Here is a 24710-nt window from a genome sequence, read left to right on the forward strand (position 1 = left end):
AGGGGCCGTGTGACTGGGTTTACTCCTCGCGCTTTAGAAAGTAGCACCCAGTAGAGGCCATCAGGATAGACGGTGGCGGACACGCGGGTATAGGGGAGGCGATGTCTCCGGTACAGATCGAGGCTATCGGCGTACTGGCGTTGCGCCGATAGCCTCTCGGATCAAGTGGAGGTGCCTATCGAGGTTGGGGCTGTCGGCGGCTAGTTCGGTCCGAAGTACCGACACCCCGAGGTAGCAGTCTCTTGGATCTGAATACACTTGAGATTTTCGACGACGTCGGATAGTCGGTCCCAGAACCAGACTGCAAGGTTTTCACTGGTCGGGTTCGTAAGGCCTTCAATCTCATTGAGCACTCTGTGGTCAAGGGTTTCGACCAAGGGTTGTACAGCCTTCTTGAGGTCGCCGAAGTCCATAACCCAGCCATGATGGGGATCCACAGGGCCACCGACGGTCACGGTCACGCGATAGGAATGTCCATGCAACCGCGCGCATTTGTGCCCTTCAGGGACGTTCGGTAGGCGGTGTGCGGACTCGAACGTGAAGTCTCGAAAGATCTCCATTTGGTGTGTCACGGAATTCCTAACATCTTGTGTGTCTGGAGGCTCAGTTGCCACCTCGGATGATCGAGGCAGTACTTGACCGCGGCGGCAGTGTTCGCCACACGATTGTCGTCGTCTAGTGGTTGGAGTTTGAGACTGGGGAACTCGAGAGATTCGAACTCGGTCGGCGACAGATCGCGCTGCGGATAAACCAACTTGAGTTCGTCACCGCCTTGTACCGCAAGGGGTGCGCCTGCCTTGGGGCTGACACACAACCAGTCGACTCCCGGGGGAGGAAGAATGGTTCCATTGGTCTCCACTGCTACGTAGAACTCCCGTGCGTGGAAAGCCTCAACGAGTTCCTTGTCGAGTTGTAGGAGAGGTTCGCCGCCAGTGCACACGACCATACGTTCCCCGCCATCAGCGACCCAGTGAGAGAGCACGGCATCGGCAAGTTCGTCCGCAGTCGCGAACTTTCCACCTCCCGGACCGTCGGTACCGACAAAGTCGGTGTCACAGAACTGGCAGATCGCCCGCGCTCGGTCCTTCTCACGTCCAGTCCACAGGTTGCACGATGCGAAGCGGCAGAACACCGCCGGCCGTCCAGCATGAGTACCTTCACCCTGAAGTGTGTAGAAGATCTCCTTGACCTTATAGGTCACACATGACTCCCTTGATACTCGATCGGGTCGGTGAAACCGGCTCCCTCGAAGCCCCGCAAGCGAAGCAGGCAGGAGTCGCAATGACCACACGCTCTGCCATCCGGATCGGGGTCGTAGCACGACGACGTCACGGAGTAGTCGACCCCGAGTTCGACGCCTTTTTTGACTATTTCGGCCTTGGTCATCGAGATCAAGGGTGTATGGATCTGCAGGTTCTGACCGTCGACGCCGGCCCTGGTCGCGAGGTTGGCCATGTTCTGAAATGCTTCGATGTACTCGGGGCGGCAATCCGGGTAGCCGGAATAGTCCAGAGCATTCACACCGAGGAAGATGTCACGAGCACCGACGACCTCTGCATAGGCAAGTGCAAATGACAGGAAGATGGTGTTGCGCGCCGGAACGTAGGTATTCGGGATGCTTGGCTCGACGTCGTCGACCGAGTCATGTTTGGGTACGGGAATGTCGGCAGTGAGAGACGAACCGCCGAACGGTCGGAGGTCGATATCGACAATTTCGTGCCGCTCCACCCCCAACGATTCGGCAACCCGCTTGGACGCTTCGAGTTCAACGCTGTGTCGCTGTCCGTACCGAAACGACAGCGCGTACGCGAGATAGCCGAGGTCGTTCGCGATGGCTAGCACAGTGGTCGAGTCCAGTCCGCCGCTGAGGAGGACTACTGCTGGTGGCTTGATCATGAGACCTCCCGGTCGGTCGTGGCCATTCTGCCGAAACTGCGGCCTTGAGTGGGAACCACCTTAGTGTAGTTTATGGACGTGACAGGGGAGGCTCGCCGTTGAGGAAACTAACAATCGTCGTAGGTTGTACGAACCGCAAGTCCGTCCCACCTTCGGATGGTTTGTCGGTCCGCGACCTAGACGCCTGCGGCGTTGAAGTGCGCGCACAGGAGTGGATCCAACGCGTTGCCGCGGCGCCGGCCGCGGTTCCGATCGTCGACCTCTACATGGGGGAGACATGGCAGCAAGCAAAGATGCTGCTTGCTGATGCGAACTCCCTCGGCTACCTACCCGAGATGTTCGTGGCGTCGGCGGGGCTTGGTCTCCGTCCGGTGACATCGAAGGGGCCAGGATACAGTGCGACGTTTGCGCTGGGGAGTCCGGACTCCGTCGCCACCGACTACCCAGGGCTTCTTGACTGGTGGCATTACGTGCGTGCCCAGGCGGGAGCAGTTCCTGCGGAAGCGGTCGCATCCGACAGCATGCTGGTGGTGTTGTCAGACACCTATGCAAGAGTGCTGAGCGAGGAGATTGACCTCTGGGGTCGGCACAGCAGCGATCTACTCCTCGTCGGTGGTTCCCCGGTCCAGGAACCGGGGGTACCGCGCCTGCCCGCGGACAGGGCGTTGCGTCACCAACTGGGAGGTACCGCATCGAGTCTCACGATGCGGATGGCCAGGCAGTGGTTGGCTTTCTGCGACGGCGGCGCTCTGACCAGCAAGTCGGCTCGCGACTCGTGGAGGGCCTGGGCCCACTCCGTACGGCGCGTCGAGGTCTACGATCGGGCGCCGATGGATGATGCCGAAGTGGTCGCATTCATCAGAAAGGTGACTCAGGATGATCCAACTCTATCGGCTACAAGGGCGTTACGGATGCTGAGGGATTCTGGTCGTGCATGCGAGCAGAAGCGATTTTCCCGCCTGTTCGCAGAAACGGTTGTCTGATGACAGAGCACAACATTCTCGAGCGGCGAGCACTCAAGTTGAACCAGAGTTCAGATATGCCGCTGTATCTGTTTGCGCTCGCGGCGGAAGAAATCGATCTGGTTGCCGACGTCGCCCGGATTTCGCGTGATGAGGCTGGGCGCTTGATCGGGTATCAACGGCCGGAGCGACGCAGCCATGTCAAGCAGATATTGGAGTATCTGGATTCAGCCGACGTGCTGTTCCCCAATGGCCTGATTCTTGCCCTCCCCGACACCGTCCGGTTCAAGTCCAGTCGGGGACCGGGGGCCTCCGACGGGTTGGCTGTCAGTGGCACCCTTAAGATTCCGGTCCCGACCGTTGGCAGTGATCCGCGGCCGGCGTGGATCGTTGACGGCCAACAGCGGAGTCTCGCGCTCGGTCGATCGAAGAACAAGCGATTGCCCGTACCGATTGCGGGATTCGTGGCGCCGACGCTTGCGTTGCAGCGTGAACAGTTCTTGCGTGTGAACACCGTGTCACCACTCCCGGTAAATCTGGTGACTGAATTGCTTCCTGAGGTCGTGGCAGCTCCGTCTCCGCGTCTCTCTGCGAAGCGGTTGCCATCTGCACTGGTTGACATGCTCAACATGGACCCAGAATCCCCATTCGCAGGGTTGATCAAGCGCGCCTCCTCGGATGAAGAGGCGCGAAAGCGAGCGGTCGTCACTGACACGAGTTTGGTCGAGGCGCTTCGTGAGTCCCTCGAGTCACCTGCAGGTGTGCTATTCCCCTATCGAAATATGGCTGCAGGGACCACCGACACCGAAAGCATTCGAAAACTCTTGATCGTCTACTGGTCGGCAGTGCGTGAGACTTTTCCGGAGGCATGGGCGAAGCCGCCGACGAAGTCGCGACTCATGGGCGGCGTCGGGATCAGGGCTATGAGCCGTCTCATGGACAGGGTGATGTCGCACGTCGACATCGACTCCGACACCGTGCGAGACGCAACGATGGCCGAACTGGCCCGTGTGGCCGACAAGTGTAGGTGGACCAGCGGTACCTGGGACGAACTCGGCCTGCCGTGGAACGAACTGCAGAACACTCCCCGGCACATATCAGCACTGTCGAACTATCTGGCGCGTGCTTACGTCGACGCGCGGGCAACGAGTAGCGGCCGATGAAGTTCTATTTTCCCGATAGTCAGGATCTCGTAAATCCGGGGTACGACTTCGTCCATGATGAGTATCCGCCACATCGAGTCCGTCAGCGCGACGACCGGTATGCCCACGAGGTGTTGAGTGAACCGGCGTATGACGGAATCTTGGTCTCGAAGGCGGTGGTCGACGGATCTGTCGGTGGTGCCGGTAGGTACTCGGTTCCCCAGCGGCAGCGGATCTATCGGATGGGGGTCCGGGAGTTCTTTCGCCTGCCCGAATATGCGGTAACCATGGGAGACTGCGGTTCTTTTACGTATGCCAACGAAGCATCACCTCCATATAGTGTTGCCGAGGTGCTGGACTTTTATGAGGACTGTGGATTCGACGCTGGGGTGAGCGTCGATCACATCATCCTCGGATATTCGAAGGACGGGAAGAAAGCGTCGGACGATTGGTACTGCCGCCAACAGACCACCCTGGACCTCGCGCAGAAGTTCCTTGATGAAGCTCGGAGTAGGGGGTCGCGAGTCGAACCCGTCGGAGCTGCGCAGGGTTGGGATCCCCAGAGCTACGCAAAAAGCGTCGAGGAACTGCAGAAGATGGGCTTCGCTCGGATAGCGCTCGGCGGGATGATCGCTCTACGCACGCCTGACATCCTTGACTGCCTTGACGCTATCAGCGAGGTGAGGCAAGAGGGCACTGGGTTACATCTCCTTGGAATCAGTAGGATCGAGAACTTTGACGAGTTCAAGTCCCTCGGTGTAACCAGTTTTGACAGCACTTCAGCATTCCGCCAAGCGTTCATGGATGACCGGGACAATTATCACACGGTCAGTGGAAAGTACGCCGCGATCAGAGTGCCTCAGGTAGAGGGCAATCCTGCACTGAAGCGGGCAATACTCTCGGGAAGAGTAAGCCAGGCCGATGCGGTCGTCCTCGAACGGGACGCTCTGAGGGCTTTGCGTGACTACGACGCGGGTCGCGTGAGCGCAGACACTGCGCTGGATGCGGTGCTCTCGTACGAACGACTCGTCAACGGCGACAAGAAGAAGTCGTACGCGGAGCAATACCGCACGATGCTCGAGGACGCCCCATGGCAATCGTGTAATTGCGGACTATGTGCGAAGCATGGGATCGAAATAGCCATCTTTCGCGGTACCGAGAGAAACAAACGTCGCGGATTTCATAATATGGCAACTCTACGTAAGAAAATATCGTTGCGTCTGAAAGGCCTCCAGAATGACCGATAATGCAGTTTCTGCTGAAGTTCTGCGCTTACCCGCACTCCGGATAAAACAGGGAAGCCGTGAGATCTTCAGTTTCGCGGTTGAAGGTAAGCAACTACTTGACTTCACGGCCGTATCGCGGATCGGCAGAGGCGAGGACGGTGGACTTGCGGGCTACCAACGTCCGGAAGTGCTCAGTCACATCCGTGCAATTCGGCGCTACATCGAGTCCGATGGGGCGATGTTGCCGAATGCAGTGGTGGTGGCGTTCAACGAAAGCGTCAGGTTTCGGGCAACAAAACGATCGACTGCCGGCGAGGTCGCAACCATCGGTGAGTTGCTCGTCCCGGTGGAAGGGGGAGTAGATAAGCCTGCGCTCCTTGTCGATGGCCAGCAACGAGTAGCCGCGATCAGAGACGCGGCGGTGGAGTCGTTCCCCATCGCTGCTGTCGGGTTTGTTGCTGACGACGAAGAACAGCGCTCGCAGTTCATCCTGGTGAACAACACGAAGCCACTTCCGAAGGGCTTGATCCACGAGTTGATCCCAGAAGCCGCCGGCCATCTTCCACCAAAGTACGCTCGACGAAAACTCCCTGCATCACTCATGATTCGCCTGAATTTCAATCCCGACGGACCGTTTTACGGACGGATTCAGACGCCCACTTCACCGGATGGATACATCAAGGACAACAGCGTCCTGAAGATGATCGAAAACAGCCTTTTCGAAGGCGCGCTCTACCGGTACCGGGATCCGATCGACGGTTCCGGTGACGAGGACGCGATGATCGCGCACTTGGAGATGTTCTGGTCCATCGTCAGAGACACGTGGCCAGAGGACTGGGAACTCCCACCTCGAAAGACGCGACTGACGCATGGAGTCGGTATTCAATCGTTGGGCTACGTTCTAGACGCGTTGACAGATGGTTACCACGTCAACCATCTTGACCGATCCGAGATCGAGCGCAAGGTCAAGGCGATCTCCAAGGTGGCGGCTTGGAGCGGGGGACAGTGGGAGTTGGCGCCCGATGACGTTCGAAAGTGGAACGGCCTTCAGAACACACCGAACGACATCAAATTGCTGACGAACCTACTGCTGCGCGCAGTACGTGGTGGCTAGGATGTGCACCGTGATCTGACTCTTGCCGTACTGTCCGTCGACCGAGCGAATCTGCCGGATCTTCTTGTCTACGAAGCGTGGCGCTGGGGAGAACAATCCGTGACGCGTGTGAGACTCGAGTCATGACAGTGAAGTCAGCAACTTGCTACAGGGCCGTACATGTTTAGTCCTGGCCAACTTGTCCTGCACCGAGATGTACCCGGTATCGCCCGGGTGGGGGAGACACACGACGGACTTATTCGACTGGACCTCTTCGAATCCGCCGCATTGCCGGTGGCAGACTCACGTTGGGTTCCTGAAGCCGAAGTTCGGCGTGCGCAGTTGAGTCGACAGACCCGTGTGTTCTTTCGCGTCGAGGCCGGGCGATGGCGCGCGGGGCGTGTCGTCGGTGGTGGCCCTGACGTCTACTTCGTCCGCCTGCCCAACCTTGAGTTCGATACCCAGATTGCGGAGAGTCGACTCTTCGTACGGTGGGAGCGTCCACCTCAGGATCCGATGCAGGTCTTGCTCATGGGTGCAAATGAGACGCCCCGCTACTGGGACGTTCGATCCCCCGTACGGGAGCAACTCTTTCAAGAACGGGCAGCGTGCGCATCGGCAACGGGCATCATCTCATCTGGAGTGAGACTCCACGCCCATCAAATAAATGGCGCTCTCAAAATTATTCGAGACCCGATCCAGCGGTACCTCATTGCCGACGAGGTCGGGATGGGAAAAACGATTGAGGCCGGCTATGTTATCCGACAGTTGCTCCTCGACTCGCCTGGGCGTCGGATTGGCCTTATCGTGCCAGATCCACTCATCGGGCAATGGCGAGATGAATTATTGAACAAGTTCTTTCTCGATGACTTCCCAACCCCCGACGGTCAGCATCCTTTCGAAATAAGAGGGCATGGGGACGTCGACCAATGGAATGAGCTCGTCGGGGTCGACATGCTGGTGGTCGACGAGGTGCACCTGCTCGCCGGTGACAGCGCGGACGAATACCCATACCGTGACCTGACTCGAGTTGCTCATCGGAGTCCGCGACTCCTACTCTTGTCGGCAACCCCGTTCTCGCGGAAGCCGAGAACACAACTCGCACTGCTCCATCTGCTCGACCCAGAACTGTACAGATGGGAAAACGAAGAGCAGTTCGAACGACTCCTGAGTACACGGCGTGATCTCGCTCTCGCGGTATACGGCCTGGACGAGGACCCCGAGCCCGATCTTCCAGAACTGCTGGAGCTTCAGTTCGCCGAGATCAGACAACTATTGCCTGACGATGAGACGCTCGCTGCTGCGATGGACTACGCGATGAGCCTCTATGGACCGCCTGGAACTGATCCTGAAACGGTCGACGTTGACGCACTCAGGCGCGCAGTTGGCGCGGTCCGCACACATATCTCGGAGACCTACCGCCTGCACCATCGGGTCATCAGGAATCGACGCCATGTCGTCGAGATGCAGGCCCTCGACGACGAAGGTCTGCTGCCACCATTCCAACTTGCAGGACGCACTCGTCCTAGGGTCATCCGCCAGGACTCGACTGAAGCCAGTGCCGCTGCCGACGCTGTCGTCGAGTGGACGAACCGCTGCGCTAGTGCGGTAGTCGATCTTGGCGTCGATCCCTCGACTTACGGTCCCGTACTCGGTGTTCTTCAGTCCCGAGTTGGCGGACCTGCGCACGACTTGGCCGACGTGCTTCGCTACCGCACCGAGGGTATCGACAACGGAGTCTTGACCAAGCACGAGCAAGACCTGCTCATGTCAGCGCCGGTACTCGATTTTGAGTCGAGAGTACTGGAACGCTTGGAAGAATCCGTCGGATCAGACGGCCTCGAAGAACTTGTCTCGATTGTGGAAAAATTCGGCAAGTTGCCTGACCTGAAGGCAATAGTATTCTGTGGCCGCGGATCGCTCGCGAGCGATTTGTACTCGTCCTTGGCTCAGCGAGGTGTGCAATTTCCGGTCTACGCACATGTAGACCGATTGTCGTTGCCACCTGACGACGAGATTGAAAAATGGCGGTCGACCGGTGGCGTAATGATCGCCGACGACACTGGCGATGTGGGCCGAAATTTTCAGGAAGCGAGACAGATCGTTCACGCGAGGATTCCTTGGAGCCCGAATATTCTGGAGCAGCGCATAGGAAGGGTTGACCGATACAGTGACTATCGTTCCGCGCTCCAATACGTAACAGCGGATGGTGATTCGACCGGCATCGCTAGGGTATGGCTTCGCCTCTTAGCAAACGGTTTCGATATCTTCTCTTCGTCGATATCAGCGATGCAAGAAGTGGTTGATGAACTTACTAACGATCTGTGGGCTCGCTTGATATCAGAAGGTATCGAGAACTTTGAATCTTCGACGGACGCTATACGCGAAACGCTTGCAGCCGAAAAGCGACGAATCAATGAGATCGATGCGCTTGAATCCAGTTTTGGGTCAAATGACGATGGATCTGAAATGGCGCTGGCCATAAGTCGTGTAGAAGAACGGCCCAAAGAAATCGAAGAGACTTATCGAAACTTCATCGAGGGTAGAGAAGGACTGGGCCTTATATCGCGACGCAACGCAGATGGTAGCCTCACCTTCGAGGATGACCAGAAAGCCCCTCCCCTTCTCAGCGCCAGGTTGCTTCGACGCCTACTGAGTATGAAAGGTCCTGCTCGCTCTGGTTTCTTTGACCGTTGCGAGGTCGATTCGGGTAGACGACTCTTTAGGACGGGAAATCCATTCATTGACAGTTTGGCCGCCCTGCTCGAACTGGATGACCGTGGACAAGCTGTCGCAATGTGGCGTTGGACGCCCTGGTGGCCCCGAGACACTGAACTATTCCTTGGGTTCGACTTCATCATCGAAGCCGACCTGGGCCCTGTTCTCGAGATAATAGGTGATTCGCACGAGATGCGTCCGATCGCCCGCCGGAGAGCAGACACCGCATTCCGGCCCCAGCACCATCGGATCTGGGTACTGGCCAACAACACGGGCGATATTGTGCACGACCAAAGACTTACAGCATATCTTTCTGCTCCCGTGAACGAGCGAAGAGACACAAATCTGAATGTTGAGCGAATCTCAGCACTGCACCAACTGGTAGGTGGACAGGACAACCTCGAACCTCTTGCCCGGACAGCGTTGGACGCGGCGAGACAACACCTGGCTGTTCTGTCCGACTTGACTGAGGCCACAAGGCGTGCGGCCATCGCTGTTCGCGACGAGACGGATCGAATCGTCTCGCAAAGTAGGGCGCGAAAGAAGGCGCATGGGTTGGTCGCTGACCCAGGCGTTCTCGACGCCGAAGTCGAACTTGGACGTGCAATTGAAAAGTCAGTGACCGATCCCACGGTTACTGTCAGTGCGGTTCGTTGCGTTGTGGTGTCGGCAGAAAACTGGCGGAGCTATGTCGCGGAATGATCTTCAGGTTGCGCAGCAGGCCTTCGATTGTTGGCCGGCCAGCGTATTTGTCGAATCAGGTATGGATTGTAGCGACGCGTGTATCCGACTACTCGACGCCCTGGATGGACTTGAACGAGGGGAATCCGGTTGGCGGGACATTGCTGCCCTGACACGTCAAGTCTTGCTCACCTCGCGTGCTACCTACGGTGGCGATCCAGAAGTCGCGGTGCCGTCTTCGCGCAATTTCCCGACTGTTGACGAGTGGCAAGTGGCTCAGTGTGCCGTGTCGTTACGCGCAGACGACCGATTAGGTATTCGAGCGTTTGACTGGCATCCACCTGCCGGCAGCGATGGCGCCGAGAGCAACCGATTGGCAGCAGAACAAGTCAGAGCGGTTTATAGAGAAGTACCACCTGAGGGCCCGCCGTTGCTCCCTGCCGACCCGTTCTGGAAAGCGACACATCATTACGATTGCTATCGGGGCGAAACGCAACGTCAAGCAGCGCGAGCAGCAGTCTTGAAGTCCGGTGGTGCCTTGACGGTCGCGCTCCCGACAGGCCGTGGAAAGACCGCCGTTGCGTGGAGCAAGATGCTCCTGTCAACGCATGGAGTAACCGTCGTTGTGGTACCTACGGTCGTTCTCGCTCTAGACATGGAGCGCCGCACCGCCGAAGCAGCACGGGCCGACAATTTGGACCTCAGTCCGGTGGACAGATTCGCCTACATAGGATCACTGGACGACGGACTCAAGCAGGCAATGCGCCAGCACATGCGAACCGGACGGCAGCGCATCATTTACACCTCGCCTGAGGCACTCGTGTCGGGACTGGCGAGTGCGTTGCTCGATTGCGCGCGTGCGGGTCACCTCCAGCAGATCGTCATCGACGAAGCACATCTCGTCAGTCAGTGGGGCGTCGATTTCCGCCCTGAGTTTCAGACGATGGCCGGCCTGATCGGGGACGCATATGACTTGTCACCAGCAGAATCTAAACCCACGGTACTTCTTCTCAGCGCCACCCTTGCACAACAAGCGCTGGACGTATTGTCTCGACTCTTTACCTTCGGCCACCGTTCACCAGACTTGGTCTGGGGCTCTGAGTTGCGACCCGAACCTGCTATCTTCCTTGAATCCTGCCCAGACAACGATCGTGCGGCCAAAATCTTGTCGGCTACTACAAATCTCCCCCGACCATTAGTCCTGTACACGACCAAGGTCGACGATGCGAAAGAATGGGCAAATGCGCTGCGGAGCGAAGGCATCCTCCGAGTTGGTTGCATTACGGGAGAATCTTCTGAATCAGAGCGCCGAGGCGTTATGGAGGCCTGGCGTGGATACACCGTGAGCGGACAGCGAATCACTACGAAACTTGACGTAGTAGTTGGAACGTCGGCGTTCGGACTGGGTGTTGACATGCCCAACGTGCGCACCGTGTTGCACGCGTGCATGCCTGAGAGCATCGATCGGTATTACCAGGAAGTCGGCCGTGCAGGTCGCGATGGACGTCCATCGGTCGCGTACCTCTGTACAACGCCATCCGACGAGAGTGTCGCCGACGGGATAAACAGGCCGACGACCATCGGAAACGAACTCGGATGGAACCGCTGGCGGCAGTTGCTGAGTAGTGGCAAGCAGGTCGGTCCGTCTCGTTACCGGGTTCAGAAGAGTGCGATACCCGTCCATATGAACGAAGGATACAAGCAGAGTGCCCAGTGGAACGTGAAGACTCTTACTCTTATGGCTCAGGCTGGAATCATCCGACTGCATCCCCCTACCTGGACCGAGTCGGTCGTCGCCGCTGGATGTACTGATGTGGAGCGCGAGGCGTTCTACGAAGACCTTCATGACCTGCTGGAAGTCGAACTTCTGCGAGGTGACTGCCAAGACGAGATCGGATGGAGTGCCGCGATGGATGAGGCGCGCCACCAGGTACATTCATCTCAACGCCAAGCCTTGGCCTCGATGAGGAACCTCATTCGAGGCGACGAGTGCGCAGGACGCATCATTTCGCGCCACTATCGATACCGACTAGAAAACCCCTCAGGTGCGCAGCTGACCACTCAGCCGGTTTGTCGAGGTTGCCCGGCGTGCCGGCGATCACCGGATCTATCGCCAGGCGTGAGCACGCCCGAACCATGCCCTCTCCTCCCGTTCGCAAAAGAGGAATCTGAGAGTTTGAGAGAGTGGAGGGGAAACCAACCAGCACTCTTTATCCGGATTCCATCCGGGGCTGATTGTCAGCAGTTGCTCGTGAAGCTCGCCCAGCATGGACTCAGTATCTATTCGGGACTCAATAGATCTGAGGCTGAAAGACTGCAGCGCGCTGTACCCAATTGCCCGATCATCATTGATGATCCCAGTGCATATATTCCTCTGGTGGAAACCTATGAAGGACCAATCGTAAGCATCGTCGCGACCAGACAGTTGCCGGAAGATATTCATCACCGACTATCACTCGAACTTACTACATACGTCGTCGGCCCTTACGACATTGTCGATCCAGACCGACCAGGCCAGTTCCTGCGAGATATAATTCCGAGTATCTCGATCGAAGCACTCATGCGGAGTTTATAGATGGAAATTCTTAATCCAAGTCCTAGCTTGTGTCTTCCCCAGGCAATGTGGATAGTGTTCGATACGGTAGCGCGCCGTGACGATGTAACAAGTGACGATGTGCTGGACTTGGTGGTGCCAGTAGCGATCCGCAAATCGACTCCGGGAAACGGCGGACACGTCAACCGCGCGTTGAAGGCCTTGCTAGAATTAGAACTACTGACACGTGACGGAGACTTCCTGAAGCCAACGATTGATGACAATGGCCCAGGGTCATTTCTGCGCGTACTCCGGTATCGTCTCACATCCCCGCCCTCCGACTTCGGTCCTGAGTTCTCAGGAGCACCCGACCTCCGCGATGGATTGATCTGGCTGCTCCGTCGTTCACCCTTTGCGCCATTGGATTGGCAAGATGTCGAGAAGACACAGTTGAAACAAGTGTTTGTTAACGACACGCGTTGGAATGCGTTTATGCACTGGACGAAGGCACTGGGCCTTGGTCGCCCCGCACCGGCAGTCGTGGTCGAAGGGTCGAAGAAGAAGACAACTGGCGAAAAAGTCGTGCCAGATCCGACGGAAGCAGTGATCGACGTAATAAGGAATCCGATTGGCGAGGCTTTACCGGTCGGATCATCGATCTCGATAAGTGTATTGCTCGAGTTCTTGAGGCGTGAGTTGCCTGTCCTCCCTGGCCACTCGAGTGCTGTTGTCGACGAGATTCCCGAAGACAGTAGTGACGAACTGCGAGCACTGGGATTGGCCCTCTCTTGTGCGGAAGAACGCGGACTTCTTTCAATGACCTATCAGGCAGACCCTTCAGGCGTATTAGCGCTCCCGGACGCAAGAGATTATGGTAACGATCGGTTCGTGTCCGCGGTCACTATCATCGAGGAATAAGAATGGCAATCCAGACCAAGTTCGCATGCTGGACACCGCATGCAGTAACGGCAACAATTCCAACAGAGGCTGCAACTCCGTCGGACAGAGTGCTCCTGGCAACACATTCTCCGCTAAGAATTGTCCGCCGGCGTATGGCATCAGGTGCTGACTCTGGATTCGACCAATCCATTACTGAGCAGGAAGTGCTCGACGAGTTCTTAGAAAGCCCGACCGCAAATGGTGTACTCGTCGCGAGCGTGATCGGTGAGTCGGGAACTGGAAAGTCGCATCTAGTTCGCTGGATTGGTGCGAATATAGCGAGAACTCCGACCAGGCATGTCATATATCTTCAGAAGACAGAGACGAGTCTCAAAGATGTGATCGAGAAGTTGCTGGTCGATCAGCACGGACCCGAGTTCGACGAACTCCGGAACCGCTTGTCATACCTAGGAAGTGGTATTTCACTCAGCGAGATGGAACAGCGCTTACTCGGTGAGTTGGCCGAGGCGCTTCGCACCCTGGAACCTGATACGCCAGCCTCCAAGGTCCTCGTAGGCGATAACGGATTGCGTTTATTCTTCCTAGATCCGCTGTTCCGGGACCACTTATTGCGTGAGGGTTCTTTCATCAAACGTCGAGCGCGGTTTTCACTATTCGGCCGGGACCAGAATGAACCGGAAGTGCCGCTCCAATTTACTGCCGCCGAACTACCCGTCGATATCGGCGATTATCAGGATATAAACCGGGCAGCCGAAGCGACTCAGAAGGTCTTCAGGCGGGTTGCGAGTAATCCGAGTCTTCAGAGCGAGGCAGTGCGTCTGCTCAATAAGGTGCTTGATACCGCAGTAACTAAAGCTGCCAACCTGAACGTTGGTGATGTGTCGTCGGCATTCAAAAAGTTGCGCGAAAATCTCGTTGGCCATGAAATAATACTGCTGATCGAGGACATCGCGCTAATTCAGGGAGTGCGTCGAGATCTTCTTGACGCCATCGTCGAGGTCGGTGTCATACAAGGTGAGGAGCGACTCGCCTCGGTCCGCACAATGCTTGCGGTGACTACTGGATATTATCAAGCCCTTCCCGATACATTTCGGACTCGTGCTGAAGGATCGTCACCAACGTATGTTGTTGACATGCAACTGAAGGGCGACGGTTCCGATGACCAAATGCTTGTTGATTTCGTTGGAAGATACTTGAACGCTGCGCGTGTCGGTAGAGAAGAATTGGAGGGCTCTTCCTTGCCGGTTCGCAATGCATGTCTGAGTTGTGAGTATCGCGCTGATTGTCATGCGACCTTCGGTGTTTCGGGCCAGGAGTATGGACTGTATCCTTACAACCGTGCTGCTTTAAATCGGGCCATAAATGCATGTGGAGATCTGGTTAACCATGACCTGATATTCAATCCACGCCGGGTGTTAAGTAGGGTTGTCCGCGATGGGTTGAACGACGCGCATGCAAGACTGCTGGAGGGAGACTACCCTCCCCCCGCCTTCCTCCGGGAGGAATCGGCAAAGAATGGCCTCCCAGCACTTCCAATATACATTAAGGAAAAGATAGAGAAAGAATATGGAAGCGAACAGTCTGGGCGTGTCGAAACACTCTTAACGTTTTGGGGAAATGTAGGGCGGAGTGCTGTCGATGGCAACATTTTGAAGGCATTCGGGCAACCGGATATTTCCGGCAGCATTCTCGTTGATACCGGCGAAGACGAGCCCAGCAACGAGGTTGAAGTAGTCGGCCCTAGTGATATTCCAGCGTCGGTGCAAAGAAATCTTGACGATATTGATTCCTGGGTCTCTGGTAAACCGTTGGTGCAGAGTCTGGCTCAAGATCTGAGGAGTATCGTCCGTGACGCGTTGTTGCTCCGACTTGAGTGGTTTGATCCGATTATCAAAGAACCCGACGCACAGACGATCAATGCGGCAATCCGTAAAGGCGCTCACAGCGTGTCGATTGAGGGAGCGAATGAGAATCTTCCTAAGGCCTCACCTATCGTCCGGTTCTCGCGCGATGCACGGACGGGTGTTATGTTTCGAGGTCTTGTTCTCATCAAGGCTGGGTACTGGCACCGCTCTGGTGACGCATTATCGCGTCTCGACGCGGAACTGACACGGTGTGTGCCCGAGGCGAAGTCGAGAATCCTGGCTTACCTCGAGTTCGACGAACCCTCGCTCGTGCAGGCATCGGCGTCTCTCATCAGAGGAGCTGTCGCATGCGGGCTGCTGCCAGACAAGCCCTCAGATCTGGAACTCATGAATGCATCGCTCGCGAATGCGAGCGTTGATCGACCTGATCGTTCATCACGTGCTGATGCATGGTTGCGTGCGTACGATGCATATGTCGACGAACGTAGGAAGGCTATTGATCGACTACTACGCGCTGTAGGTCCAGCACAGGGATCGAGCGGTTCGGTCCACGCTGTCGACGTGGACCGGTTCCTTAGAATTGTCAGGAAGGCGTGTAAAATCGCATTTTCGGACGAAACCTTGAGCGTTCCTTCGTGGTGTTCTCATGCTGATCGAAAACTAGGGAACTTGATACAGTTTGCGGGCGTCCAACTGGATCACTGGCGCGCATTAGTCGAACGCATACGCAGTCAACTTCCAGCGCAGGACTCGATCCGAGAATCGGTGAATGCTCTTAACGACGTCGTTCGTATTGGCAAGGACTTGGGCTATGTGCGAGCCCAAAGCATACCGTTAGTAGTTGAGAAGAATGAGGTCGCTGGAAACTTCGAGGATAAGACCATCCGCGAAGTTGAAAAGATTCTTGAAATTTCCGAAAATTCTGAAAAATGGGTGAGGATCGGCAATGTGGGTAAAATTTGGGGTGTCCAACTGAAAGATATCGCCGACTACCTAGATTTCAGTTCTCAGTGGGTCGATGCCGGTTTGGGATATGCCGAGGTTGAGTCGGCGGCAGATGACTCAACCGTTCACGATCGATTGAAAGATGTGATTCGTGTTTGGGAGGTCCTCGTGAAGGAGGCTGAAGCGAATGAGCGGTGAACGACAACACGAATCTCTCCTTGATCGTGCACGGAGGTTAGCGAATCTCGCGCGGTTGCGGGCCGACAGCCTGGGTGAATCTCAAGACTTGAAGAGACTCGACACAGCGTTGACGAAGTTGCAGGGCGATCTCGGTTCTCTTCAGTCCGCGGTGTTGGTCCACAGGACGTTGGCCGACGCCGGTGTTCCAGTCGATCGGTTAGAGAAGATCGACGCACCACTGGCAAAGCTTAAAGGAAAGGTTGACGAGAGTGGTTTGCCGAGCGCGAGATTCGTTCAGAATCGTGGATCAGATGTTTCCGAGTTGGAAAGCAGGATTCGAGCTGCCGATGTTGCAGCATGGAACGGTTGGGCTCGATCGAGGCTGAACACCGTGCCGAAGACCCTGATCCCTCTGTTGAATGTATCTGTTCGCGGTCGTGTACAGGAGAAGTTGAGGCGCCTCGAAATGCTTGCGTCCTCCCAGCGCCTAGAAGTGCCGACTGTGCTCGACTTTGTACGGGATCTCGATTACATCCGCGACGAACTGAGTGCTGTCGGTGATTCTGATATCGATCATGTGTTGCGGAAGTTTTCCGACGGTCGCGCACGTCTGCTTGATCTGACCGATGACGATATTCGGGTTCTTCGCGATGACCAAGGTCTTTCTACCCAGATCTATTTGGTGATCTCGTGACCGCGGGTGATTGGCCGGGCATTCCCGAACTGTTGGACCGGCTCGAGGACCGGGAGTTGCGTCTGTTGTCCTGGGGCGTCGTCGACGGATTCTTGAGTCAGACTGACGTCGAGTTGGCGATCGAGGAACAACTTGCTGCTGACGTACGATCAGGGGAACGGGAGTTGCATACGGTCGAGGCGTACCTTGACGCGCTCATCGATCGTTGTCTGCTGTGGCGAGTCCCTGCGCCTACTCCGCGGTACAGGACGCGACTGGGGGAGACCCTGAGGTTGCTGAGGCTGCTCCGCCAGTTGTGGCCTCCTCGAGATGAGTCTGTGCCCTACTGGTGGCGAAACTCGGCGCCGTTGGTTGCCGATTACCGTCTGAGAGTGGCTCCTCGGCGCTACCCGAGGCGGTCTGTGGCGGTCGATGACGCAGTCGAAATGCTGAAGGACGTGCCGGCCTGGAACTCTGAACTCGTAGATCTGTTTGCGCGAATCGTTCGTGGATCGAAATTGGCGGATTTCCAGGTTCGAGCTACGCGTTCGGTGTTGGGAGCGCTCTCGAATCCGAGGGCGTCTGCGCGAATCGTGACGGCAGGAACCGGTTCTGGGAAGACGTTGGCCTTCTACCTTCCGGCGTTGCTGGATATCGCTGCCACGATCGGCGAACAGAGGGTCGGGCCGCACACAATCGCGCTGTACCCTCGGAATGAACTGCTGAGAGACCAGGCACGGGAGGCGTTGAAGACCGTCACACGACTGTGGGTGGTGGGGGACGTCGAGGGCCGTCCTATCCGGATCGGTGTCCTGTATGGCGACACACCGTGGGACGCGACTGGGATCGTGTCCAACAGATGGTCCAGGTGGCAGGCTCACGGTAAGGGCCTGGAGTGCCCGTACTTTTCGTGTCCTGATGACAGCTGTATGGGCAAGCTGGTCTGGTCAGAACGCGACATGAGGCGTGGCAATGAACAGTTGGGATGTGTGAAATGCGGCTACACGACCGCCCCGGGTTCGATTGCCCTCACCCGGACCTCCATGGTCGAAGATCCGCCCGACATCCTGTTCACCTCGACCGAGATGCTCAGCCAGCAGGCCACGAGTCACAAACTGGGGCGCATGCTCGGTTGGCGCGGTTGGAATGGTACTCGTCTGCTTCTTCTCGACGAGGTTCATACATATGTCGGGGTCCACGGCGCGCAAGTTGCGTTGATGCTGCGGCGATGGCGCCACGCCAATCGGCGTGGACGCTCGATGAGCCCAGTCATGGTCGGTCTGTCAGCAACGCTGCGAAATGCAGGCGAATTCTTCAGTGATCTGACTGGAGTAGACCGTAGCAACGTCGAAGTCATCGCTCCGGAAGAGAACGAACTTCTACCGATCAGCCGGGAATATGGAATTGTGCTACGCGGGGATCCAGTTTCCGGGACTTCGCTGCTTTCGACGACAATCCAGACATTGATGTTACTCGGTCGCTGCTTGGACCTTAGACCGGGAATCTTCGGATCCGTGGGCTTCGCCTTCACCGATAACCTCGACGTTGTGAATCGCCTGTACGATAATTTGCGGGATGCCGAGGGCGCTCTTGCGAGTGGTCGTGCCAGAGGCAAGGCGTTGGCCGAACTCCGCAAACCCGAATCGCCGCAAAGTACCGCCCGGTATCAGGATGGGCAGTCGTGGGACTTGCCTTCAAGGCTGCGCCGAATGGACCGTCCGTTGCAGGTTGCGAGGACTTCCTCTCAAGATGTGGGCGTCGACGTGATGGCAGATATCGTCACTGCCACCTCATCTCTGGAAGTTGGTTTCAATGATCCGCGAGTAGGTTTGGTCGTCCAGCACAAGGCTCCACGTGACCAAGCATCATTCCTTCAGCGGCGGGGGCGTGCCGGTCGTCAACTTGAAATGCGTCCGATCACTGTCGTGGTGCTCTCGGACTACGGCCGCGATCGGGTGAGTTATCAAACCTATGAGAGGCTTCTCGATCCGGAGATCGATGCACGATCGCTTCCGGTGGCGAATCGATTCGTTGTGAAGATGCAGGCAACGCACAGTCTGCTCGACTGGTTGGCAGACCGTACGGGACGGGACGCGCGTGCGTTGTTGTCGCCACCCACGACGGGTGCTTCCGATGGTGGAGTAAGTGAAGTCACCGATCTCCTGTCACGACTCGTTGACGACGTCGACACTCAACGAGATCTGGCGGAGCATCTTCGGTGGGCGTTGGTATTGTCCGAAGATGAGGTCCAGGCCGCACTCTGGGAGGAACCTCGGTCTGTAATGCTGTCGGTCGTTCCAACCGCATTGCGACGCCTGGAATCACGTTGGCATGCGTTGCCGGGGGACGCAGACCCAGGTGCGATGGCACGCACGCCACTGCCGGAATTCATGACACAGTCGATGTTCGCTCCTCTGAACACTCCAGATGTGGAGTTGGTCCTGCCCGCCCCCGTAAGCGATACCACGCCGGCCCTTCCGATTCTGCAGACGCTCCGTGAGGCCGTACCGGGAAGGGTTAGTCGTCGATACGGCTACGCGAATGCGAAAGCTCGGACGTGGTTGCCTGTTCCCCGGGATGGCGATCGACTCGAACTCACCACTTTCGTGGAACGGGGTCACAGCCTGGGGTGGTGGGCAACAGACGATGGCCAGAGTTGCCGTGTTGTACGACCACTGGCGATCCGGTTGGAGGAACCTCCGCCAAACGTAGCGGATACTTCGAATTCCTATCCGGTGTGGAAGTCTTTCTTCGACTTTGACGTTGCGTCTTTGGTCGCAGTTGATGTTCCTACGCCTTCGGCTTGGACACGATTCGTCGAGACCTGTGGTTTCGGACTCCACGCTGCCGGCAATCCTCTGACAGTTCGACGAATGACTGTCGGGTCGGACGGAGAACTTCTTCTTACAGATGGAACGCGAAAGCCCATCCATGTCCGGTACACCCACGACGGGAGTCCTGCCGCTCTCGGATACGAGTTGGATGTCGATGCGATGGTCATCTCGGGTCAACTCGTGCGTGATCGTGAGGCTCTCATTCCGGGCTTCGCAGGCTCACCTGAATGGAGAACGCTGGCCTTCAAGCGGCGTGTGATCGAAGACCCTCGACTGGATGACATCGCGAATGTCTTTCAGCGCCAGTGGTTGTGCGAGGTCGTCTTGAACGCGTTCGTGTCTGCGGGGCTGAAAGGGGAGGACCCGCAAGACATCACTCGAGAACTGGCAACCGGTCGCTGGGCAGATCAACTGGCGGACTTCTTGTCGATGGCCTATCGAACTGACGATGTATCGGATTCGCAGAGTGGTCCGGCGCGGGTCCTGGCCGATCTGCAGACGCTTTCAAAGCATCCGACAGTCAGGGAGGTTGTTGAAGAGCACGTCGGACTGCTGGCGTCTGAAACGCTTGAATCGAGCACTGCGGACCTATTAGATCGGGTATTCGTCGATACTCTTGGCAACGCCGTTCTTGCAGCAGTCGAGGAGTGGTTCCCCGACGCAGACGAGAGGGATCTGACTGTAGACGTCGAACTGAACGAAGACACGCACTCCTACCGGATCATCGCTTCTGAGACCGCTCCAGGAGGTCTCGGGCACGTCGAAGCACTGCATCGCCGATACGTTTCTGACCCGCGAAAATTCTGGGATACTGTTGCGCGAATGTGCTCGCCAACAGAGGCAGAAGATGTCGACTTGGCGATGCGGTCTGTCGTTTCGCAGATCCAAGGGGGCAATACACCGATTGCAGATGCGGTGCATCGATTCCGCAATGCCGAAGAAATCGTGCAGATGGACGATGCGCTCAGCGACTTGCTCCGCTCCTGGGAACAGGTCAACGGTCCTCCCGGCCACCTCTTCGTATCCACTCTGGCTACGAGATTGTTGCGCCCTGGATCCACGCACCAGATTGATCGGGTGCTTTCGGATATCGTCAACGCGTGGATCGAAAGCGAGATGCTCCTAGGCGTGGAGATCGATTCGCGCGCAATACTGTTCCACGCTGTACGGGGAACCCTCGGAGTTGAGTTGGCGCCCTTGTCCTCCGACGCAGTGTACTCGTTGTTGTGGCTCCGGGGACACCAGGCGCGGAATGCGCAACTCGAGCATTGGCATCCGTTTCGAGACAATGTTGTCGTTGAACGACTGGTCCTCTTTCTTGCTATCCAGGAGTCGGTTGTTTCGATTGATGTCAGGGATTCCGGATGGCAAGAGGATTTCGTCAGCGCAGTCCAAGAGCGGGGTCGAGTTGAACTCACGGCGCCATATATGGAACGAAGAATGCTGGCCGAGTGTATGCGACAGGCTCTGATTACGCCACTGGAAAGTAGCGGTCTCCGAATTTATGCACGATTGGTAAGTATTCGGCAAACAAATGGCTTCATGCACGCACAGTTCACGATTGCGGAGACGCAGCAATGAGTGGAAGACGCTCGATCCGAACGCGACCGCGCAACGGTCTGGCGATTACTGATGTTCTTTCCACGGTTCTTCTGTCGGAGTTGTGTTCGCCGAGTCCGGAGTTGTGGTTAGTGTCCGGGTGGGTCACTGATATCCCGGTGATAGACAACACTGCTCACGAGTTCGATCCAGTTGTTGGTTCGGAGTCTCGGTCGTCACTGACGCTCAGCGACGTCTTGGGTCTACTCTCACGGAGAGGTACGAAGGTTCATGTCGCGGTTCGAGACGTTCCGCACAACTGGGTCTTTGCGGACCGCCTCACCAACTCCTGCGACCGCAGCAATCTATCTGTGTATTCAAGTCCGGAACTGCATGAAAAGATAATGATCGGTTGGGACTGGGTGCTAAAAGGTTCCATGAACTTCACTTGGAATGGAACACAACTGAATGAAGAAGCCATGGATTTCGAGGTCGGTACCGGCGATGCTGCGAGGCAGCGACTCGAAGTCCGGACTCGATGGATCGGTAGCCAGGCATGAGGGCAATTTCTGGTGAGGAGTTCCTGAAAAGGTTCTTCGGATGGCCAAACACTGTGTGGCCAGATGCGACTCCTGGGCATCCGTCGGCCAGCAAATTGACTCCGTTCGTGGACGCACTTCGACAGCGCAGTGAGTGCCCCCTTGTCCTTCCGCGGCGGGAGGAAGGTTGGCCTGCTGCTTGCTATTACGTCATTTGTTGGGATACCTCCCACGCTGGGCGAGTTCGCCCGTTGATCGAGGCCTCGTTAGCCCACAACTGGGTTCGTTTTGACGGTCGTGTTGCGTCCCTGCGGGAAGATGATCCTGTCGATTCGGCGGTACTTGACCTCGTAGGTCCGTCGAGTACGTATATAGTCCGTCCACCGGAGGAACGAGCGGTACCGGCATACAGGGCGATTCACCGGATGGTGGTGTTACTGCGGGATATTCCGCTGCGAAAGCCCAGCCTCCCTCGGCCTGTTGGCCGCATGCTGCGAGAATTCGATCTCGCACTCGCAAATGGCGCGGTTGAAGCATCGGCGAAACTCCTGAAAGAGATCGAGGCTACAGGTGGATTGTCCCATGAAAATCTTGCATATCTCGATATTCGGCGGTGGAGTCGCCTCGGGCTGGATGCTTCGATTCTGAACCACAAGTCGCTGTCAACAATCGTCTACTCGGAACCTCCTCTTCTGGTTTCCGAGGCGGTACTTGGAGCATGGGCAAGAATTAACCTCGACCTGCCGTTGTCCAGTGACCGTGTAGGAGAGTCTGTCCGTAAGGTGTCCGTAGCGAATCCGGACATAGCGATGCTGGTGGAGCCGCGACTGAAGTATGCGTCGGATCCCGATGCGATCGCAGTCGCGAGTGTCGTAGCGGTGGCTCGCGAGGATGCTCACTTGGCAAGGCAACTCGCGGAGTCAGAAGTCGCCGATTCCGAGATTCTCGGGATCGTCTTGAGTGGCGAAGATAACGGGAAGAGCAGCACCATTGTATCGGCGGCTGAGGTTCCGAACACCTCGCAGAGTCCCGCTGCTGGTGACACCACGGTACTGGGCGAGGTAACGCTCACCTCGTGGGTGGACTGGGTGGCAAGACTCGCGTCGTCGAGTGAAGGTCAGGTGCCAACCCTCGATTTGGAGACAGTCCAGTTCTGGGCACCGGCCGCGACGGTAGACAGGCAACTCGCAGAGCAAATCGACAGTCTTCCCGCGATGGCCACGGACGCACTGCTTTCGGGTGTTGCGGCAATAATCGATACCGACGACGTGCGGCAACCAGCGTGGAGAACTGCCGCGGCGCTACTTCGCCACTACTTGATTAGTGAGCGTTTCGCGCCAAATGATCTCGGTGCTATGTGTTCGCTTCTGGCCATCTTCCTACGTGGGTCACCAGCAGCGGCGGCTTATGACGAGATGCTCAATGATCTGAGGTCGTACGCCACTCAGTGGGTCGCAGCGAGCACAGCCGAACGCGTTCTAGACATCGCGGACGTAGTTGCCTGCGGTCCGATTGGCGAACCCGGAGTCCGTCAGTCGTTCGTCGCAGCGCTATTGTCCCCACTGCATTCCATGCGACATCGATTGTCGCCTGCGTTGCGGCATCTTGGTTCCTTGATCGCCGGCGACGTCGACCTGCCCCTGGACTGGGATATCAAGGAAGAGGTTGCTGAGAAAACCGCAATGTCGGAACGATCCGCCGTTGAGGTTCTCGTTTACAGTTTGGATGAACGGAGCTTGGCGCGTGTGGTGAAGACCGCTGCTCAGCAGTGGCCCTCAGACAGAGTTCGGGTGTCGTCCGACAAGGTAGGCAATCCTGCACTGCGGCAACACGCGCGGAATGCCGACCTGATAGTCCTAGCGACCAGACGGGCGACGCACGCTGCGACCGGGTTCATCACGGATAGCGCAGATTCCGCCCACATCGAGTACGCGGATGGTGCTGGATCTGCCTCGCTTCTCCGCGCTCTTGAGTCAGGGCTCGTGGCGGTGAGCGCCTAGGTGCGCTCTCGGGGTCGAGAGAGTGCCCGTCTAAGGACGCCCTCGAGTCAAACCTCGCCTTAATCGGACGGGCTCAACCGGCCCCAAGGCGGGTTTGTGGCGCCGGCGTGGTAGCCCGTTCGACCCAGGTGACATTCTGATCCCCCAACTGTTCACGGTTGTCCCAGCGTTGGCCGGTCTAGGACGTTCCGTGCAGAAGCGTGAAGAATGTCTTTATGGAACGTCGTCGCCACAGGCCCCGATTTCGCCCATCGATCCGACCAGTCGATGCATGTCCAAGGCGTGCTGGATTTCGGGAGTAGAGCGGGTCAGAGGGGAGTCAGTCTTGGCGTCGGAGACAGCCTCGACGAGTTTATCGATGGGGCTCATCGGCTCGCGACGACAGCGCCACTCTCAAACAGATCAATTGGCATTGGCCGCCGAAGTTTCCAGGTGATTGCGATAGGACGTTCGCCTCGATGACTGACGTAGTCGACGTTGCCGAGGAACATGTAAGGTTCCGCACCGAAGTCTCCATCGGTGCGCTCCCTGACGAACAGGAGGACTTCGCAACCGTTGGTGCGCTGCTCGATGTAGCGACGACCCATCTCGGAGTCCTCCGCGGTGTTGTTTGGCGACTCCCAATGGAACAGCTCTCGCGAGATAGGGAAATCCCGGTACATCGTCGTCGGGCTGAACTCGCGATCATTCTTGTGGAGGGTTACGAACAGCGCGCCTGTGTTCTCGTGCCAGGTGACCCCGCCGGCCTGGCCACGGGCTTTGCGCTCCAGGTTGGCGAAGCCGATCGCCGCAAGGACTTCCTCTCGCCGGTAGTGCGCGTGGGTATAAAGCGGCATGCCGGTGACGTCAGCACCGACCGACCTCGGGACGTGATTAATGTTCTTCACGGCGACGTCAAGGAGCTGACTGATTTCAACGCATAGCGCTCGATGAGCGCGGAGATGGCTGAACCCGGCGTCGTAACTAGTGAATGCACCTAGGTCA

General features: G+C 57.2%; 16 protein-coding genes. 12 read left to right on the forward strand and 4 right to left on the reverse strand.

What is annotated here, in order from left to right:
• Window positions 1-200: 200 nt before the first annotated feature.
• Genes queD through queC form a run of 3 tightly spaced genes read right to left on the reverse strand, consistent with a single transcriptional unit; the run spans window position 201 to window position 1896 of the window.
• A complete protein-coding gene (gene queD / locus GP2_RS21425; RefSeq protein WP_083900295.1) occupies window positions 201-560 on the reverse strand; it encodes a 6-carboxytetrahydropterin synthase QueD in 360 nt (119 codons plus the stop codon).
• 8 nt (window positions 561-568) lie between these two features.
• Window positions 569-1201: a 7-carboxy-7-deazaguanine synthase gene (gene queE, locus GP2_RS21430; protein ID WP_006902400.1), complete on the reverse strand. Its 633-nt coding sequence runs from the start codon at window positions 1199-1201 to the stop codon at window positions 569-571.
• On the reverse strand, window positions 1198-1896 hold the full coding sequence (gene queC, locus GP2_RS19805; RefSeq protein WP_006902401.1) for a 7-cyano-7-deazaguanine synthase QueC: 699 nt from the start codon (window positions 1894-1896) through the stop codon (window positions 1198-1200). Before queC ends, queE begins: the two co-directional genes overlap by 4 nt.
• Window positions 1897-2057: 161 nt before the next feature.
• Here queC and GP2_RS19810 point away from each other — a divergent pair, with 161 nt between their 5' ends.
• From GP2_RS19810 to GP2_RS21440, 12 genes are all read left to right on the forward strand, one after another.
• The gene (locus GP2_RS19810; RefSeq protein WP_006902402.1) at window positions 2058-2879 is read left to right on the forward strand and encodes a hypothetical protein; all 822 of its coding nucleotides are present in this window, start codon (window positions 2058-2060) and stop codon (window positions 2877-2879) included.
• Window positions 2879-4021, forward strand: coding sequence for a DGQHR domain-containing protein DpdB (gene dbpB, locus GP2_RS19815; protein ID WP_006902403.1), 1143 nt, complete (start codon window positions 2879-2881; stop codon window positions 4019-4021). The genes GP2_RS19810 and dbpB (GP2_RS19815) overlap by 1 nt, the downstream gene beginning before the upstream one ends.
• On the forward strand, window positions 4018-5247 hold the full coding sequence (gene dpdA / locus GP2_RS19820) for a tRNA-guanine transglycosylase DpdA (protein WP_006902404.1): 1230 nt from the start codon (window positions 4018-4020) through the stop codon (window positions 5245-5247). Before dbpB (GP2_RS19815) ends, dpdA begins: the two co-directional genes overlap by 4 nt.
• Window positions 5237-6340 (forward strand): DGQHR domain-containing protein DpdB, encoded by a 1104-nt coding sequence (gene dbpB / locus GP2_RS19825; RefSeq protein ID WP_006902405.1) that lies wholly within the window; start codon window positions 5237-5239, stop codon window positions 6338-6340. The genes dpdA and dbpB (GP2_RS19825) overlap by 11 nt, the downstream gene beginning before the upstream one ends.
• Before the next feature lie 159 nt (window positions 6341-6499).
• Entirely contained in the window at window positions 6500-9739 is a 3240-nt protein-coding gene (gene dpdE, locus GP2_RS19830) for a protein DpdE (protein WP_006902406.1), read from the forward strand.
• A 61-nt stretch (window positions 9740-9800) separates the two neighbouring features.
• Window positions 9801-12293 carry a protein DpdF gene (dpdF, locus tag GP2_RS19835; protein ID WP_255218671.1) on the forward strand — a complete coding sequence of 831 codons (2493 nt, stop codon included), beginning with the start codon at window positions 9801-9803 and terminating at the stop codon, window positions 12291-12293.
• Window positions 12294-13169 (forward strand): hypothetical protein, encoded by an 876-nt coding sequence (locus tag GP2_RS21025; RefSeq protein WP_006902408.1) that lies wholly within the window; start codon window positions 12294-12296, stop codon window positions 13167-13169.
• Between the two features lie 2 nt (window positions 13170-13171).
• Window positions 13172-16159 (forward strand): protein DpdH, encoded by a 2988-nt coding sequence (gene dpdH / locus GP2_RS19840; RefSeq protein ID WP_006902409.1) that lies wholly within the window; start codon window positions 13172-13174, stop codon window positions 16157-16159.
• Window positions 16149-16835, forward strand: coding sequence for a hypothetical protein (locus GP2_RS21740; RefSeq protein ID WP_006902410.1), 687 nt, complete (start codon window positions 16149-16151; stop codon window positions 16833-16835). Before dpdH ends, GP2_RS21740 begins: the two co-directional genes overlap by 11 nt.
• Entirely contained in the window at window positions 16832-21229 is a 4398-nt protein-coding gene (gene dpdJ, locus GP2_RS19845; RefSeq protein ID WP_006902411.1) for a protein DpdJ, read from the forward strand. The genes GP2_RS21740 and dpdJ overlap by 4 nt, the downstream gene beginning before the upstream one ends.
• The gene (gene dpdK / locus GP2_RS22485) at window positions 21226-21747 is read left to right on the forward strand and encodes a phospholipase D-like domain-containing protein DpdK (protein WP_083900296.1); all 522 of its coding nucleotides are present in this window, start codon (window positions 21226-21228) and stop codon (window positions 21745-21747) included. The genes dpdJ and dpdK overlap by 4 nt, the downstream gene beginning before the upstream one ends.
• On the forward strand, window positions 21744-23726 hold the full coding sequence (locus tag GP2_RS21440; protein WP_040527560.1) for a hypothetical protein: 1983 nt from the start codon (window positions 21744-21746) through the stop codon (window positions 23724-23726). The genes dpdK and GP2_RS21440 overlap by 4 nt, the downstream gene beginning before the upstream one ends.
• Window positions 23727-24091: 365 nt before the next feature.
• On the opposite strand, the gene GP2_RS19855 is transcribed toward GP2_RS21440, so the two are convergent.
• On the reverse strand, window positions 24092-24710 hold a 619-nt coding region (locus GP2_RS19855), incomplete at its 5' end, for a DUF3427 domain-containing protein (RefSeq protein ID WP_006902415.1).

Source organism: Gordonia paraffinivorans NBRC 108238, from assembly GCF_000344155.1.
Classification (GTDB): Bacteria; Actinomycetota; Actinomycetes; order Mycobacteriales; family Mycobacteriaceae; genus Gordonia; species Gordonia paraffinivorans.

What these genes read in the sequence shown, in the direction of transcription:
- dbpB (WP_006902405.1), top strand. Translation starts at nt 5,237, where the DNA reads ATGACCGATAATGCAGTTTCTGCTGAAGTTCTGCGCTTACCCGCACTC.
- GP2_RS21440 (WP_040527560.1), top strand. Translation starts at nt 21,744, where the DNA reads ATGAGGGCAATTTCTGGTGAGGAGTTCCTGAAAAGGTTCTTCGGATGG.
- queD (WP_083900295.1), bottom strand. Translation starts at nt 560, where the DNA reads ATGGAGATCTTTCGAGACTTCACGTTCGAGTCCGCACACCGCCTACCG.
- dpdA (WP_006902404.1), top strand. Translation starts at nt 4,018, where the DNA reads ATGAAGTTCTATTTTCCCGATAGTCAGGATCTCGTAAATCCGGGGTAC.
- dpdH (WP_006902409.1), top strand. Translation starts at nt 13,172, where the DNA reads ATGGCAATCCAGACCAAGTTCGCATGCTGGACACCGCATGCAGTAACG.
- dpdK (WP_083900296.1), top strand. Translation starts at nt 21,226, where the DNA reads ATGAGTGGAAGACGCTCGATCCGAACGCGACCGCGCAACGGTCTGGCG.
- GP2_RS21740 (WP_006902410.1), top strand. Translation starts at nt 16,149, where the DNA reads ATGAGCGGTGAACGACAACACGAATCTCTCCTTGATCGTGCACGGAGG.
- dbpB (WP_006902403.1), top strand. Translation starts at nt 2,879, where the DNA reads ATGACAGAGCACAACATTCTCGAGCGGCGAGCACTCAAGTTGAACCAG.
- queC (WP_006902401.1), bottom strand. Translation starts at nt 1,896, where the DNA reads ATGATCAAGCCACCAGCAGTAGTCCTCCTCAGCGGCGGACTGGACTCG.
- dpdE (WP_006902406.1), top strand. Translation starts at nt 6,500, where the DNA reads ATGTTTAGTCCTGGCCAACTTGTCCTGCACCGAGATGTACCCGGTATC.
- GP2_RS21025 (WP_006902408.1), top strand. Translation starts at nt 12,294, where the DNA reads ATGGAAATTCTTAATCCAAGTCCTAGCTTGTGTCTTCCCCAGGCAATG.
- dpdF (WP_255218671.1), top strand. Translation starts at nt 9,801, where the DNA reads ATGGATTGTAGCGACGCGTGTATCCGACTACTCGACGCCCTGGATGGA.